11 protein-coding genes are annotated in these 15481 nt (G+C 72.2%); 2 read left to right on the top strand and 9 right to left on the bottom strand.

Annotated features, from left to right (window positions below; translation table 11 throughout):
- Positions 1-3: 3 nt before the first annotated feature.
- From AB0I79_RS57035 to AB0I79_RS56995, 9 genes are all read right to left on the bottom strand, one after another.
- Positions 4-2319, bottom strand: coding sequence for a TIM-barrel domain-containing protein (locus AB0I79_RS57035; protein WP_357893338.1), 2316 nt, complete (start codon positions 2317-2319; stop codon positions 4-6).
- Entirely contained in the window at positions 2316-3491 is a 1176-nt protein-coding gene (locus AB0I79_RS57030; protein WP_357893336.1) for a glycoside hydrolase family 15 protein, read from the bottom strand. The genes AB0I79_RS57035 and AB0I79_RS57030 overlap by 4 nt, the downstream gene beginning before the upstream one ends.
- A gap of 42 nt (positions 3492-3533) precedes the next feature.
- The gene (locus AB0I79_RS57025) at positions 3534-4799 is read right to left on the bottom strand and encodes a sugar ABC transporter substrate-binding protein (protein WP_357893334.1); all 1266 of its coding nucleotides are present in this window, start codon (positions 4797-4799) and stop codon (positions 3534-3536) included.
- Positions 4800-4811: 12 nt separating this feature from the next.
- A complete protein-coding gene (locus AB0I79_RS57020; protein ID WP_357893332.1) occupies positions 4812-5618 on the bottom strand; it encodes a carbohydrate ABC transporter permease in 807 nt (268 codons plus the stop codon).
- A complete protein-coding gene (locus AB0I79_RS57015; RefSeq protein WP_357893330.1) occupies positions 5611-6552 on the bottom strand; it encodes a sugar ABC transporter permease in 942 nt (313 codons plus the stop codon). The genes AB0I79_RS57020 and AB0I79_RS57015 overlap by 8 nt, the downstream gene beginning before the upstream one ends.
- A 70-nt stretch (positions 6553-6622) precedes the next feature.
- A complete protein-coding gene (locus AB0I79_RS57010; RefSeq protein ID WP_357893328.1) occupies positions 6623-7873 on the bottom strand; it encodes an ROK family transcriptional regulator in 1251 nt (416 codons plus the stop codon).
- A 172-nt stretch (positions 7874-8045) separates the two neighbouring features.
- Positions 8046-9509, bottom strand: coding sequence for an MFS transporter (locus AB0I79_RS57005; protein ID WP_357893326.1), 1464 nt, complete (start codon positions 9507-9509; stop codon positions 8046-8048).
- 71 nt (positions 9510-9580) lie between these two features.
- The gene (locus tag AB0I79_RS57000) at positions 9581-10069 is read right to left on the bottom strand and encodes a MarR family winged helix-turn-helix transcriptional regulator (protein WP_357893324.1); all 489 of its coding nucleotides are present in this window, start codon (positions 10067-10069) and stop codon (positions 9581-9583) included.
- A 412-nt stretch (positions 10070-10481) separates the two neighbouring features.
- On the bottom strand, positions 10482-12530 hold the full coding sequence (locus AB0I79_RS56995; protein ID WP_357893322.1) for an ATP-binding protein: 2049 nt from the start codon (positions 12528-12530) through the stop codon (positions 10482-10484).
- A gap of 644 nt (positions 12531-13174) precedes the next feature.
- Between AB0I79_RS56995 and AB0I79_RS56990 the strand changes: the two genes are divergently transcribed.
- The gene (locus tag AB0I79_RS56990) at positions 13175-14638 is read left to right on the top strand and encodes an MFS transporter (protein WP_357893320.1); all 1464 of its coding nucleotides are present in this window, start codon (positions 13175-13177) and stop codon (positions 14636-14638) included.
- Positions 14635-15465: a ChbG/HpnK family deacetylase gene (locus AB0I79_RS56985; protein ID WP_357893318.1), complete on the top strand. Its 831-nt coding sequence runs from the start codon at positions 14635-14637 to the stop codon at positions 15463-15465. Before AB0I79_RS56990 ends, AB0I79_RS56985 begins: the two co-directional genes overlap by 4 nt.
- Positions 15466-15481: the final 16 nt, after the last annotated feature.

Here is a 15481-nt window from a genome sequence, read left to right as displayed (position 1 = left end):
CTCTCAAACGGTGAACACGGGGGAGAGACGGGTCCAGTGCTCCGCCGCGCACAACACGGGCGGGCGGTCGAGCGGTGCGGGCAGGCTCACCGTCCGCCCGCCGGCCAGCTCGCGCCCGGTCCAGACGTCGACCCAGCCGCCCTCCTTCCCGGGGAGGTAGACGGACGCCTCGGTGATACCGGGCTCCGTCACGGGCGCGACCAGCAGCGCGTCGCCGAGCTGGTACTGCAGCGGATGCCGCCACACCTCCGGGTCGTCCGGATGGTCGAAGAACAGGCCGCGCATCAGCGGCGCCCCGCCGGCCGTCGCCGCCCGCGCCTGCTCGGCCAGGTACGGCACCAGCCGCTCCCGCAGCTCGGCCAGCCGCCGGAACACCGGGACGACCCGCTCGTCCCCGGTCTGGGCGGCCACGTTCCAGGGCGTGCGATCCCTGATGGGCGTGCGGTGGTGGTTGAACTCGGAGTGGTACTGCATGATCGGCATGAAGGCCGAGGCTCCCGCCGCCCGCAGGTACAGCTCGGCGTCCGGCACCGGCCCCGAGAAGCCGGCCAGGTCCCACCCCCAGTAGACGATCCCGCAGGCCGAGGCCGTGATCCCGGCCCTGATCGAGGAGCGGAACGCCTCCCAGGTCGAGTCCTCGTCGCCCGCCCAGAAGGCGCCGTGCGGCTGCGAGCCCGCGAACCCGGCCCGGCTGAACGTCACCGGCGCCTTGCCGCAGGCACGCAGCAGGTCGCCGAACGCGCGGGCGTAGTGCACGGGGAACAGCCCGTTGCCCGCCGCGCCGTCACGCCCGTCGGCGTACCGCAGGTCGTGGCCCCAGGCGTGCTCGCCGCCGTCGGTCTTGAACCCGTCGATGCCGACCTCCTCGACCAGGTAGCGGCGCTTGGCCGTCCACCAGTCGCGGACCTCCTGAGAGGAAAGGTCGGGCATGAGCGCCAGCGGGAACCACCAGCCCCGATTCCGGTAGGGCCGGCCGTCGGCCTCGCGCACGCCGTACCCGCGCTCGACGAGCTGCCGGGCGTCCACGGCCGCCTGGTGGCGGGGGTGCGGGCGCATCTTCTGCAGCGGGATCTGCCAGAGCAGCACCTTGACGCCCCTGCGGTGCAGCTCGTCCACCATGCCCTTGGGATCCGGCCACGGCCCGCCGGCGGGGAAGGTGTAGTCGGCCAGCCGGTGCGGCTCCTGCGACGGCTCGTACTCGGCCCCGCGGAACGCCGTGAACGTCGTCTCGTCGCTCCACGCCTCGATGACCACCGCGCCCACCGGGATGCCGTGCTCGCGGTGCCGGTCCATCTCGGCCAGCACGCGTTCCTGGGTGTTCCACTCGTTGCCGCTGGCCCACAGCCGGAACACCCACTCCGGCAGCTCGGCCGGGCGACCCACGTCGCCGAGGAAGGCGCCCAGCACGTCCGCCGGGCGCTCGCCGTCGTAGAAGCGCACGCCCAGCTCGCCGTCCGGGCCGGTCTCGGCCTCGACCACGATCCTGCCCGGCCGCGACGCGCCCACGTCGTACCAGGTGCGCCGCGAGGTGCGCACGTGCCAGCCCCAGCTCGCCGGGCCGCCGGCCACCATCGCGTACGGCATCGGCAGGTACGTGCGGCCGTGCCGGCCCTGCGCCTTGTACTGCTCGAACACCACCGCGTCCAGGGCGCGGCCCCGCTGGTCCACGGCGTCGAACCGCTCGCCGAAGCCCACCACGTGCTCCTCGGGGCCGAGCGCCAGCTCGAAGCGGACGCGCAGCGGCCCGTCGCCGTCGGCGAGCCAGCGCACGCTGCCCGGCACCACCCGGTCGGTGCCTGTCACCTCCAGCTTGCCGCCCGTGTCCGTCCAGCTCGCCGCCGTCACCTCGAACCACCTGGTGGCACGGGTCGCGCCGTCGGCCGCCGTCGCCCGGAAACGGTAGGCGTAGCGGCTGCCGGCCCGCAGGGAGGGGGTGCGCACGGCCCAGGAGCCGGCGGCGGCGCGGGCGGCGCGTGCCTGGGCGGCGGCCAGGTGCCCGCCGTCCACGGCTCCTGCCGCGCCGGCCCCTTCCGCCGCGACAGCCTCTCCCGCTGCGACAGCCTCTCCCGCCGCGCCGCCCTCTTCTGCTGCGCCGGTTCCTTCTGCCGGGCCGGTCCGCGCTGGGGCGTCCCGCCTGGACAGGGGGAGTTCGGCGGGCGCGGCCCCGTCCACGGACCAGTCGCACACGACGGAGACGACCCGCGCCGACGCGCGCACCCGCAGCTCCACGCTCTCGCCGTCCAGCGGCCTGGCCGGGACGCGCTGGTCCTCCGTCTCCGCGTACGGATGCCCCGAACCATGGGGCCGGTGCCGGATCACGCCGCCACCCCCAGCTCGTCGGCGAGGATCAGGTACATGCCGTGCGACCACAGCAGCGGCGTGGCCACCGGGCCCCACCGCTCCAGCCACTCCTGCCGCCGGTGGGGGGCCAGCAGCAGGTCCGACACCTGCTCGGGCAGGTCGCCCTCGGGCGTCGCCTGCGCCGCCATCCACTCCAGGTAACGCACGGCCTCGTCCCGCCGCCCGGCGCGGGCGTGGTTCCAGCCGAGGAACCCGGCGAGCAGCAGCCACCGCCCGCCGCCGTAGAAGGTGTCGTCGAGGTAGCGGTACACGCCGCCATCGCGGGCGAGTTGCCGCTCGACCTCGGCGACCGTGGCCTCGCCCACCGGATGCCCGGCCGGGTACAGCCCGAACGGCTCGACACAGGCCAGCAGGCTGCCGTCCACGGCGTCGCTGCCGAGCCACTTGCGCAGGTGCCGCCTTCCACCGGCGCCCGGCCCACGGGCGCCCGGCCCACCGGCGCTGGGCGTTCTGGCGGTCTGCCCGTCGTCGCCTTGACCACCGTCGCCCTGACCGCTGAGGCCCTCGCGCGCCACAAGCGCGGCGATGCCCTCGACGGCCTCGGCCGCCGCCGCCGACTCCGCCGCGCTCAGCACGCCGAGCGCGACGGCGGCCCGCAGGCCCGCGTGGATCGAGCCGAGCGTCGCCACGTGGCGGTGCTCGACGTGCTCCTCCCACCAGTCGTAGCAGGGCACCTGCCAGAACGCGGTCAGGTAGCGGGCCGCCGTCCTGACGCCCTTCTCGACCCCGGGCACCGCCCTGCCGTGCCGTACGACGTGCTCGCGCAGCGCCCAGAGCCACGTGCCGTAGCCGTCGAGCTGGAAGTCCCACCAGTCGTCGTCGCCGTCCACGCCGTCCAGCGTGAAGCGGGTCGGCAACATCTCGGCCGCCGTGACCGCCTCGCCGCGCCCAGCGCGGGACACCAGCACGTCCACCTGGCCCGCGCGGTCACCGACCACCCGGGCGCACCAGGCGTGGAAGGCGTCCGCGCCGGCCACGTCGCCGTGCCTGCTCACCCCCTCGGCGATGAACGCGCCGTCGCGCAGCCAGGAGTAGCCGCGGTAGGCGGAGAAGGTGGGCGAGGCCGGATAGGCCCCTGAAGGCGCCTGCAAACTCTTGATCACGTCGAGGCTGTGCGCGACGAGGGACAACGAATCTCTCCTGAATGCGTAGGAAGCGAAGAAAGGGAACGGCTAGCCGAGCAGCGCGTCGACTTCGGTGGCGGCCGCCTTGAGCGCGTCCTCGACACTCTTGCGCCCGGCCGCGGCCTCGCTGAGCTCCTTGGTCACCGCGTCCTGCATCTCCTGCTGGCGCTTGATCACGGGCGGCAGCGCGATGGACTTGAGCGAGTCGAAGACCGCCTGCCGGTTGGCCGGCTTCGGATCCTTGAGGTAGCCGGACAGCACCTGCTGGTCGGAGATCGGCGGCAGCTCCCACGACGACTGGATGCGCGTGGTGGCCGCGGTGCCGGACGCCGACAGGAACCGGGCCCAGGCCCACGCCTGCTTGCCGTGCTTGGTCGTGGAGGAGGCCGCCACCGCGTTGTGGAAGACCGCGCTGGCCTTGGCCGAGTCACCCGGCTCGACGACGACGTCCCACTCGAAGGGCACGTCCTTCAGCCCGGCGAACTGCCAGATGCCGTTGTGCCACATGGCGAGCTTGCCGGACTTGAACAGGTTGGTGTCGTAGTCGGCGGTGCCGCCGATCTCGGCCTCGGTCGGCATCGTCTTGCCCACCTTGGACACCAGCCAGGTGGCGGCCTTGACGCCCTGCGGGCTGTTGAAGGCGGACTTCTTGCCGTCGGCCGACAGGAACTCGCCGCCCGCCTGCTTGAGCGTCTTGTAGAACTCGAAGAACTGCACCGGCTGGAAGTCGCCGTACACGCCCTTCTTCTTGTCGGTCAGCTTCTCGGCGGCAGCCTGCTCGTCCTGCCACGTCCAGTCCGCCGTCGGGACGGGCACGCCGGCCTTGTCGAACAGGTCCTTGTTGTAGAAGAGCACGACCGTGGAGAACGAGGCGGGCAGCGCGTACTGCTTGCCGTCCCGCTTGAAGGCGTTGAGCGACTCCTGCGCGTACACCGAGGTGTCCATGTCGCCCGCCACCGTGCCGAGGTCGAGCAGGGAGCCGGCGCTGGCGTAGGTGACGAAGTTCTCGTAGTTGAGCTCGAACGTGTCGGGCGCGGTGCCGCCGGCGATGCTGGTCTGCAGCTTGGTGAAGTACTGGTCGAAGGGCGCGGTCTCGACGACCACGTCCACGTCCGGGTTCTCCTTCTCGAAGGCCTTCTCGATCGTGTCGAGATCCTTCACGTGGTCGGGCGCGGCGGAGAAGGTGAAGTACCGCAGCGTCACCTTGCCGCCGGCCTCGGCGGTGGTGCCCCTGGTGGCCGATCCCTGCGAGCAGGCGGTGGCGAGCAACGAGGCCGCCGCGACCGCAGCGGCGATCTTGATGTGTCGTGACATGGGGGGATTCCTTTACTTGAGCCCGCTCTGCGCGACGCTGGCGATGACATGCTTCTGCGCGAAGACGTACAGGATGAGGATCGGGACGACGCTGACGACCGAGCCCGCCATCACCACGTCCCACTGCGTGGTGAACTGGCCGTGCAGGGTCGCCAGGCCCAGCGGCAGGGTCATGAACTCCGGCGACTTGATGATGATCAGCGGCCAGAGGTAGCTGTTCCAGCTCGCCATGAAGCCGAAGATGGCGAACGTGGCCAGGGCCGGGCGGATCAGCGGCAGCACCACGTACAGGAAGATGCGCAAATGCCCGGCGCCGTCGAGCACGGCCGCCTCGTCGAACTCCCTGGGCACCTGGTTGATGGCCTGCCGCAGCAGGAACACGCCGAACGCCGAGGCGATCGTCGGCGCCAGCAGCGCGAAGTACGTGTCGACCAGGTTGAACGCGCGCATCTCGATGAACAGCGGCACGACCAGCACCGGCAGCGGCATCATCAGCGTCGCGAGGTAGACCGCGAACAGCGCGCCCCGCCCGGGGAAGGGCAGCCTGGCGAACGCGTAGGCCGCCATCGCGCTGGTGAGGAGCTGCAACGCGGTGGAGGCGGCGCCGATCCAGGCGCTGTTGAGCACGATCCGCCAGAACGGCAGCGTCTCCAGCAGCCGCCCGTACGCGTCGAGGCTCGCACCCTCGGGGGTGAAGTCGGGTGGAACGGACAACACGGCGTCGCTCGGCGTGATCGAGGTGATCACCGCCCAGCCGAACGGGAACAGCATGACGAGCGCGCCGATCCCCACCAGCAGGTACCGCAGGACCTTACCCATAGGTCACCCACCTCTTCTGGCCGCGGATCTGCACGATCGTCACCAGCAGCACCAGCGCGAACAGCAGCCACGACAGCGCCGAGGCGGCGCCGGCCCGGCCGTAGCGGAAGGTCAGGTCGTAGATCTGCGAGACCACCACCTGCGTCGCGCCGCCCGGCCCGCCGCCCGTCATGATCTGGACCTGGTCGAACACCTGGAAGCCGTTGATCAGCGAGATCACCACCACGAAGAACGTCGAGGGCGACAGCAGCGGCAGCGTGATGTGCCGGAACCTGCGCCAGGCCGTCGCGCCGTCCACCATGGCGGCCTCCTGGTACTCCCGGGGGATCGCCTGCAGCCCGGCCAGCAGGATGATCATCACGAACCCCAGGTCCTTCCAGGCCGAGGCGAGGATGATCGACGGCATCGCCCAGTCGGGATCGGTCCACCAGCCGGGCCCGCTCACGCCCACCAGGCCGAGCGCCCAGTTGACGATGCCGCTGGCCGGGTTGAGCAGCCACTTCCACATCAGCGCGACCACGACCCAGCTCGTGATCACGGGCAGGAAGTACACGCCGCGCAGCAGTCCGCGCGCGGGCATCGCCCGGTTGAGCAGCACTGCCAGGCCCAGGCCGCCGAGGTAGACCAGCGGCAGGTACCCGGCGATGAAGTACAGCGTGTGCAGGAACGCGGCCCGGGTGTCGGGATCGCCGATGAGCTCGACGTAGTTGCCGAGGCCCACCCAGCGCATCTCGGTGATGAGGTCCCACTCGTGCAGGCTGGTCCAGAACGACCCGACCATCGGGATCAGCGTGTAGAGGGTCAGCGGCACCAGGCTCGGCAGCAGGAACAGCGCGACCGTGCCGGCGTAACGCCACCCGCCGCGCCGCTTCGGGCGCGCGTGGCCGGCCGGCGCCTCGGGCGGCGCCTGGGGCATGGCCTGCCGGACGCTCACGAGCCGCCTCCGATCAGGTGGGACCGGACCGGGCGGGGGAGGACCGAGCGGGCGCGGGGCGGGTGGGCGTTCATGCGCCGGCCCCGATCAGGCGGGCGCGGACCAGGCGGCCCTGCTCGCCCGCCGCTCCGGCGGAGTCGAACGGGGTGGCCAGCACCAGGGCCGCCGCGCCCTGCGCCCAGCTCGTGTCGTCCCAGCTCTCCACCTCGACGCAGATGTCGCGCCGCCCCGGGTACAACTGCGCGCGCAGGGCCGGCTCGAAGCCGGTCCGCCACAGCGGCCAGTCGGCCGTGCCCTCGCCGAGCACCACCACGACCTCCGGGTCCACCACGTTGATCAGCCCCGCCGTGGCGCGGCCCAGGATCGCCCCGGCCTCGGCGAACACCTCCCGCGCGGCCACGTCGCCGTCCGCCGCGGCCCGGCCGAGCGCGGCCACCGCGCCGAGCGGGTCACGCACCCCCGCCCGTGCCAGGTCCGCGCCCGGCCGGCCGGTCTCCTGGGCCAGGGCGTTCCTGGCGCGGGCGGTGGCCAGCAGCCCGGCCGAGCCGACGAACGCCTCCAGGCACCCCCGGGCACCGCACCCGCAGGGCGGCCCTTCGGGGTCCACCTGCAGGTGGCCGAACTCGCCCGCGCCGCCCCGCGCGCCCCGGTAGACCCGGCCGCCGGCGACGATCGCCGCGCCGACGCCGCGCCCGATCGTCAGCACGAGGAAGTCGCTGTGCGTACGCCCCCGGCCGTACAGGCGCTCGGCCGCGGCCAGCGCGTTCACGTCGTTCTCGACCAGGACGGGCAGGTTGAGCCGGCGGCGCAGCCGCTCTCCCACCGGCATGGCCTGCCAGCCGAGCGTCGGCGCGTTGACGGTGCCGACGGCCTGGTCGTCCACGCTGCCCGGCACCCCGACCCCGACACCCAGCAGCGGCGGCACGCCGGAGATCTCGCGGACCACGGACTCCACCGCGTCCGCCAGGTGCTCCAGCGCGTCGGGCGCCGACGGGTCGTGGGGTCTTTCCCAGGAGCCGAGCACCTCGCCGTCGAGCCGTACGTCCACCAGCACCAGGTGGTCGGCCGTCACCTTCACCCCGAGCGCCCGGCCGGCGCTGCCCACCAGCCCCAGCCGCTGGGCCGGACGGCCGCCGCGTGACGGCTTCAGGTCCAGCTCCTCCAGCATGCCGTGCCCGATGAGCTCCTTGGTGAGCTGCGTGACGGTGGCGGGGCTGAGGTCGAGCTCGCGGGCTATCTCGCTGCGGCTCAGCGGGCCGACCGTGCCCAGGAGGGCGAGGATGGCCGTCCTGGTGAGGTCGCCGCGGTCCGTGCCTGCCATGTAAGAGGACTTTCTTTAGGAATAAAGTTAGTGGTGAAGATACTGAGGCGCGGCCCCTCTCCTGTCAAGAGTCCGAAACCTTGCCGAAACCTGGTGCGCGCATCCGGGAGGAGGCTCCGGAAAAGCTCAGGCCCGGCGCGCCAGGGGCGTGCCGGGCCTGAGCGGGCGGCGTTCAGGAGGTCGCGGAGGTCTCCAGCGACGGCGACTGCGACTGCGTGCCGGAGGGCAGGTCGCCGCCGGCGGCGGACCGGCGCAGGACGATGAGCGCCACCGCGAAGGCCGCCAGCAGCAGCCCGGCGGAGATGGCGAACGCGAGCCGGTACCCGCCGGTGAGCGCGGCGGCCTCGCCCGCTCCGGTCGCCAGCAGCTCGCCGGTGCGCGAGGCGGCCATCGTGGACAGCACCGCCACGCCGATGGCCATGCCCACCTGCTGCGTGGTGTTGAACAGGCCGGAGGCCAGTCCCGCGTCGCTGTCCCTGGCGCCGGACATGCCCAGCGTGGCCAGCGCGGGCAGCACCAGCCCGCCGCCCGAGATCAGCAGCATGGGCGGGAGCAGGTGGGTGAGGTAACCGGCGTCCACCGTGACCCGGGTGAGCAGCAGCATCGCCGCCACCAGCAGCACCAGGCCGGCGAGCAGCACCGTACGGGCGCCGAAGCGGGCGCTGAGCCGGGCGGAGACGAACAGCGAGATCGTGCCGATGCCCACCGCGGCGGGCAGCATCGCCAGGCCGGTCTCCAGGGCGCCGTACCCCAGGACCCGCTGCATGTAGAGCGCGACGAGCACCTGGAAGGCGAACATCCCGGACAGGCTCAGCATCTGGGCGAGGTTCGCGCCGGCGACGTTGCGCGAGCGCAGGATCCGCAGCGGCATCAGCGGGGTCTTCGCGGTGGCCTGCCGGGCCACGAAGGCGCCGAGCAGGGCGAGCGAGAGCGCGCCGAGCCCGAGGGTGTGGGCGGCGAGCCAGCCGTGCTCCTCGACCTTGACGATGGTGTAGATGCCCAGCATCAGCCCGGAGGTCACCAGCAGGGCGCCGATGACGTCGGCGCCGGCGGACAGGCCGGCCCCGCGGTCGGCGGGCAGCGCCGGCAGCGCGAGCAGGATCGTGACCAGCCCGATCGGCACGTTGATGAAGAAGATCCACGGCCAGCTCAGCGCGTCGGTGAGCACGCCGCCCACGACCTGGCCGATGGACGCGCCGGCCGCCCCGGTGAAGCTGAAGATCGCGATCGCCTTCCCGCGCTCGGCCTGGTCGGTGAAGAGCGTCACCAGGATGCCCAGGACCACGGCCGAGGCCAGCGCGCTGCCCACCCCCTGCAGGAACCGGGCGGCGATCAACAGGCTCGCATCGGTGGCCGCGCCCGCCAGCACGGAGGCGGCGGTGAAGATCGCGTTCCCGGCCAGGAACATCGCCCGCCGCCCGATCAGGTCGCCCAGCCGGCCCGCCAGGAGCAGCAGGCCGCCGAAGGGGATCAGGTACGCGTTGACGATCCAGCTCAGCCCGGCGGCCGAGAAGTCCAGATCCCGCTGGATGGCCGGCATCGCCACGGTCACGATGCTGCCGTCCAGGATCGTCATCAATCCCGTCGCGGACAGCACGCCCAGCGCGGTCCAGCGCGATGTGAGCACAGTAGACATGGTCTCTCCCGTCTTAGGTCGACAGGAGAGACCGTAGCAGATAATTCCGTAATAGACGATCCTTTGCGGAACTACTTTGCGCGCTCCCGTGCCCTGCGGGCCTGCTGCGGGCCCTCGGCCGGGGTCGCGAGATGCCCGCTCACCAGGCGGTTCAGGGCGCGGACCAGCACCTCCCGCTCGTCGTCCGGCAGCGCTCCGAGCGCGGCCCGATGCACGCCGTCCACGATCTGCTGGCTGCGCCTGGCGATCTCGGCGCCCGCCTCGGTGACCGCGATGATCCGGGCCCGCCGGTCGGTGCTGGACGGGCGGCGCTCGGCGTAACCCGCCTCCTCCAGGGCGTCCACGGTGACCACCATCGTGGTCTTGTCCATGTCGCCCAGCTCGGCGAGCTGGATCTGGGTGCGTTCCTCCTCCAGGGCGTGCACCAGCACGCAGTGCATGCGGGCCGTCAGCCCGATCTCGGCCAGTGCCGCCGACATCTGGGTGCGCAGCACATGGCTGGTGTGGTCGAGGAGGAAGGACAGGTCGGTTTCTGTACGTGCGGGAGCCATCGCTGTCATGTCTGCCAGCCTACCCAAACCATCCCGCCGCAGATTATCTGCGAAGGGATGATCGATGCTCGTCCGGGTTCGAGGCCGTGGGCGGAGGGTTGCCTCACGCCTGAGTCGCCCAGGGGATCGTCCTTCCGTCCTGACCGCGTGTCGTCGTTTCGGGTCGCCGTATGGCGGCCCTGTCGAAGCTCCCCGGGCCGCATTCGTCATCAATCACGAAATGCAATCTGCAATTCCGTCGTGAATTCCGGAAGATCTCAAATTCTGGAGACCGCCGATGCTTCGCGAACGGCGACACGGTGCGAAATCGTCTCCGCGGGCCTCGGGGGATCGGTGACAGAATGCAAATGGTTCACCGGGCCGAAGTCATCAGGTCGCATCGTCCCGGCGAGACGATCCGCGAAGCCGGGGATCGCGCCCCTCACGACGCGTCGGCCCCGTAGAGCTCCCGGTGCCACAGGTCGGCGCAGATGCGTTCGACGCCGGCCGTCAGATGGCGGCGGTAGGTGGTGAACGGCAGGCCGAGCTGTTCCGCGGCCAGCTCCTGGGTGGGCGTGCCGTGCAGGAACGTGACGGACAGCGCCCGGTGGAACTTGACCGAGCGCGGGTCCTCGCGCAGGTCGTCGATCGCCCGGCGGAGCAGGTCGCCCAGCGCCGTGCCCGGATCCTGCCCGGCCCGATCGGCGATCAGCCTGGTGCGCGTCAGCGGGGAAGCGGCCAGCGCGCCTGGCCGTGACAGCTGGCGTAACGCCTTGCGAACCGCCTCCGCGAACTGCGCCTGGGACAGCACCGCCAGTTCCGCGGTGGCCATGCTCGGGCCGTCGGCGGAGCCGTCGAGGAGCAGGCGGTTCATCCGCTCCAGCCACGCCTGCGCCGGCAACGCGCGCCAGTCGTGAACGAAGAGGGTGTAGGAGTCGTCGCCCAGCCGCGGCTGGTCGGAGATGATGCGCATCCCGTAACGTCCGAGATGTTCGACCCATGCGTGGTTCGGGCGCCGTATCGCGATATATGACCATGCCATGCGCTCGGCCCGCAGGCAGTTGCCGATCATTCGCCACTGGATCAAGTCCAGCACCGGCGAATTGCCGCGATACTGCGGCAGCACCCAGAGCCGGCTGACCGCCAGATGTTCACCGGCGCGCAACGGCGTGGTGGCGCGGGCATGCGCCCACGCCGCGGCCACGACGGGATCGGCCGCCAGCTCCCGCTCATCGAGCTCCGCCAGGCGCAGCCAGGCGGAGAAGGCCACGAGCTCGCCGGTTTCCGTCCGTCGATACAGGCGGAACGCCTCCGGCTGACGTTCGGCCCAGAAGGCGGCGCAGCGCGCGGACGCCGTGCCCTCCGCTGCCGCGGCCACCCGCAGCAACGTGCCGACGTCCTCCCGGCGCAGCACCTCTTCCTGGAACTCGCCCTCGTCGCGGCAGCGGTCGAAACCGGTCAGCGCCCCGTTGTCCCGATGCAGGTAGAGCAGCGCCGCCACCGCGCCGAGCACGTCCGCGTCACTCGCCGTGCGCACCTTCTCCGCCAGATGCGCGTAGATGCGGTCGTGCATCACCGCGTACCCGTCGGGGTCCCGCCACCGCAGGTCCGCCTCCAGCAGCTCGCGCACCACATCATGCGGAAACAGCCCGAGACTGCTCGACTCCACGAACGGCAACCGCCGCAGCCACCGGAACAACCTCCCGGCGTCCTGCGGCAACGCGGCCCGCAGCAGGGCCTCCGTCGTCATGTGCGCGTGCGCGCAGATCTCCAGCGCATGCTGGTGCGCCGCCGAAGGCAGCTCGCCCACCAGCTGGTCCAGCAGCGTGGCCACCACGTCCTGGTGCGGCACCCACCGCCTGCAGGCCCCGCCGTCCTTCACCGCCACCGCCGCGCCCAGCAGCAACGCCAGCGGGTGGCCGCCGGCGAACGCCAGCAGCGGCTCGCGCAGCTCGGCCGGCACCCCGCAGGAGTCCATCAGGGCCTGCGCGTCCACCGCCGGCAGGTCCCGCAGCGCCAGCACCTCCAGCGCCTGCGCCCATCCCGGATCGGCCTGCCAGCGCATGTCCGGCGGGTACCGTCCGGCGATCACCACCAGCGCCCCCACGGGCACCCGCGGCAGGAACCGTTCGCGCAGCCAGCCCTCCAGGCCCTGAATGCGTTCGAAGTTGTCGACCAGCAGCACCGCGTCGGCATCGTCCAGCACCAGCCCGGCCTCGGCCCCGAACGCCGCCGGCGACGGCTCCAGGGTGCGCCCGTCCACCGTGGACACCGGCCTGCCCGCCAGCGTGGCCTCGTGGGCGAGCCGCCGCAACAGGGCCGACTTCCCGATGCCGCCGGGACCGTGCGCGTACAGCACGCTGCAGCCGCCGCCGTACAACGCCGCCTTGAAGACCGAGACCTCTTCCTCCCGCCCCACGAACGCCAGCTCACGCGCCGCTTCCAGCCGCGATCCCAGCAACCCGGACCTGTTGCTACTCCCCGATGACATATCCCCGATCCCTCTCCGAACACCCGGCGGATGCTGCTCCTGAGCGCCCGTCCGACCTCTCGGACACGCCGGCCGGATTCTCGGTGAACCATCCACTGGTTCGGTCGGCCAAGAATTCAACAGGACACACCATGGCATATCGCCATGGTGTTCTCCTCACCCTATAAAAGGGCCACGCGTCGTGACGATACCGCCCACTGCCCGCCTCCGGTACAGCAGGCTGTACTTTTGCCTCCTTTCCTGCTGCGTAAAACGAGAAATCAATACGTCCAATGCGCGGATCGTTCATCTGATGAATTCGGCATTCCGGCGCGCGCCCCCATCGGACGCCGGTCGCGGGGCGAAGACGCCTTGCCCGGCAGCCGGGGTTCAGGCATCGCGTCGCGGGGCTGAGGGCGCGGCGGGACGGTGGGCGCGGAAGAACTCGATGATGTCGCGGGCCGGCAGGCCGGGTTCCTCGCGGGCGGCGAAGTGCCCGCCGCGGGGCATGTGCGTGTAGCGCGTGACGTCTTGGCCGGGTCCTCGGCCGGCCGACCGCGGCGTGGAACGAGATTCGGCCACCGGACGATCAGGTGAATGGGGGCAACTCCCTACCGCGAGCCCACGACGTACGGCATCGGCGCCCCCGCAGGAAAGGTGATCGCGTGTCCCACCCTGTTACGGTCTCCGACCCGGGCCGGACTCCCGCGTGGCGCTACGCCATCGGGATGTTCGGCACCTCGATCCCGATCAACATGATCAAGGGGTCGATGATCCTCTACTACGTCGACATCCTCGGGCTCGACGTCCGGGCCTACGGCGCGGTCATGGTGATCTACGCGGTCATCGACGCCCTCGACAACCCGCTGCTCGGCCACCTGTCCGACCGCACCCGCACCCGCTTCGGCCGCCGCCGCCCGTGGCTGCTCGCCGGCGCGCCGATGCTGGCCGCCTGCATGATCGCGTTCTTCTCCGCGCCCGCCTCCCTGGAGGGCATCGGCCTGGTGCTCTGGTTCGCGGTGTTCGCGATCCTGTGCGAGGCTTTCGACTCGATGCTCAACGCCAACTACGGCGCGCTGCTGCCCGAGCTGTACCCGCGCGAGCGCGACCGCGCCGTCGCCAACAGCCTGCGGCAGGGCTTCCAGCTCGTGGCGCTGGTGATCTCGCTCGCGGTCACCCCGCTGCTCACGACGAGGGTGTTCGGCACCGAGGAGTCCACCCAGGGCTTCCGGACCACCGCGATCGTCTACGGCGCGGTCGCGCTCGCCGTGATCGTGTTCATGGCGCTCGGCGCGCGGGAGAGGCCCCGCTACTCGACCCGTGAGCGGCCCCGGCTGCTGCGCAGCGTCTGGTCGATCGTGCGCAACCCGATGTTCTGGACGGTCGGCCTCACGGGCGCCTGCTACGGGATCGCCATGGCGCTCGTGCTGTCAGGCATCCAGCTCTACGTGCGCTACTCCCTCGGACTCCCGGTCGGGGACGCGCTCTACCTCCAGGGCGTCGTCATCCTCGTCTCGGCGGCCGGCCTCGCGGTGTGGACGCGCGTCGTGGCCCGCCGCGGCGCCCTGTGGACCTGGCGGCTCGCCTTCGCCGTCCTCGCGATCAGCTTCGCCGCCCTGTTCTTCGCCACCGACCTGGTCACCGCGATCGCCGCGGGGATGCTCGTCGGGGCAGGCTGGTCGGGCATGCTCGCGACCAACGACCTCATCGTCGCGCGGGTGCTGGACGCCGACGCGACGCGCAACGGGGAACACCGGGAAGGGCTCTTCCTGTCCGCCTTCGGGTTCTTCACCCGGCTCAACGGGATCGTGACGGGGCTCGCGCTCACCTCGCTCGGCGTGTTCCTCGGCTACAACTCGGGGGCCGACCCCGGCGCGGACCCGGGGCTGGCGTTCCGGGTGTACCTGTGCGTGTACCCGTTCGTGCTGACGGCGATCGGCGCGGTCGCGGCGCGGTTCGTCTCGGTGCCGATCGAGACGCCGCCCGAGGCGGGCGCGCCGGCCTCGCCGGCGCCTCCCGGGCCGGGCGGCGAGCCGGCCCCGCCGCCGGCCGCCGGGTCCGGTGACGAGCCGGTCGTGCCGCGGGCTCCCGGCGCCGACGGCGAGACCGCCGCGGAGCGTCCGCGATGACCCGCCGCGTCGTGATCACGGCCGACGACCTCGGCAGGGAGCCCGGCACCACGGAGGTCATCGTCGCGCTGCTCGCCGAGGGACAGGTGTCCGCGACGACGCTCATCTGCGTCTCGCCGGAGTCGGAGCGGGCCGCGGGCCGGGTGGCGGAGACCGGCGTCGTGCCGCGGCTGCACGTGACGCTCACCAGCGAGCGCGGGCTACCGCGCTGGCGGCCGCTCGACGGCGCGGCGAGCCTCGCCGACCCGGACGGGACGCTCAGCGACGACCCGTTCGTGCTCGGCGCCCGCGGCGAGGCCGGGGACGTCATCCGGGAGGCGGACGCGCAGCTCCGATGGATGCGCGAGCGTGGCCTGGCGCCCGTGGCCGCCGACTCCCACGCCGGCACCCTGTACGGCCTGCACGGCAGATCCTGGCTGGCCGAGTCGCTCGCCTGGTGCGCCCGCCACGGCCTGGCCTTCCGGCTGCCCCGCGACCCGGAGCCGTACTTCGGCGGCCCCCTCCCGCCCCACCTCGCCGCGGCCCACGAACGCGCCGTCGCCCACGCCGACGCGCTCGGCGTCGCCATCCCGCGGACGATCGCCACCAACCGGCGCACGGCCCGCGAGCTCGGCGCCTACGAGCGGCTGCGGGACGACTACCTGCGCCGGCTCGCCGCCCTTCCCGAGGGCACCAGCGAGCTGTTCCTGCACCCGTCGCGCGAGGACGCGGTCACGGGTCCCGACGGCGTCGTGCGGGTCTGGGAGGCGCGGCTGCTGCGCGACCCCGTGTGGCACAAGGCCCTCGACAGCGAGGACGTCGAGGTCGTGGGAGGCTGGTGGGCCTGACGCCCCGCCGCGTTCG

Origin of the sequence: Nonomuraea sp. NPDC050202 (genome assembly GCF_040656115.1) — a bacterium.
In the GTDB taxonomy this organism is placed as follows: Bacteria; Actinomycetota; Actinomycetes; order Streptosporangiales; family Streptosporangiaceae; genus Nonomuraea.
This window is presented reverse-complemented; position numbering and strand designations above follow the sequence as displayed.

What these genes read in the sequence shown, in the direction of transcription:
- AB0I79_RS57025 (WP_357893334.1), bottom strand. Translation starts at nt 4,799, where the DNA reads ATGTCACGACACATCAAGATCGCCGCTGCGGTCGCGGCGGCCTCGTTG.
- AB0I79_RS57020 (WP_357893332.1), bottom strand. Translation starts at nt 5,618, where the DNA reads ATGGGTAAGGTCCTGCGGTACCTGCTGGTGGGGATCGGCGCGCTCGTC.
- AB0I79_RS57010 (WP_357893328.1), bottom strand. Translation starts at nt 7,873, where the DNA reads ATGGCAGGCACGGACCGCGGCGACCTCACCAGGACGGCCATCCTCGCC.
- AB0I79_RS57005 (WP_357893326.1), bottom strand. Translation starts at nt 9,509, where the DNA reads ATGTCTACTGTGCTCACATCGCGCTGGACCGCGCTGGGCGTGCTGTCC.
- AB0I79_RS57000 (WP_357893324.1), bottom strand. Translation starts at nt 10,069, where the DNA reads ATGACAGCGATGGCTCCCGCACGTACAGAAACCGACCTGTCCTTCCTC.
- AB0I79_RS56995 (WP_357893322.1), bottom strand. Translation starts at nt 12,530, where the DNA reads ATGTCATCGGGGAGTAGCAACAGGTCCGGGTTGCTGGGATCGCGGCTG.
- AB0I79_RS56985 (WP_357893318.1), top strand. Translation starts at nt 14,635, where the DNA reads ATGACCCGCCGCGTCGTGATCACGGCCGACGACCTCGGCAGGGAGCCC.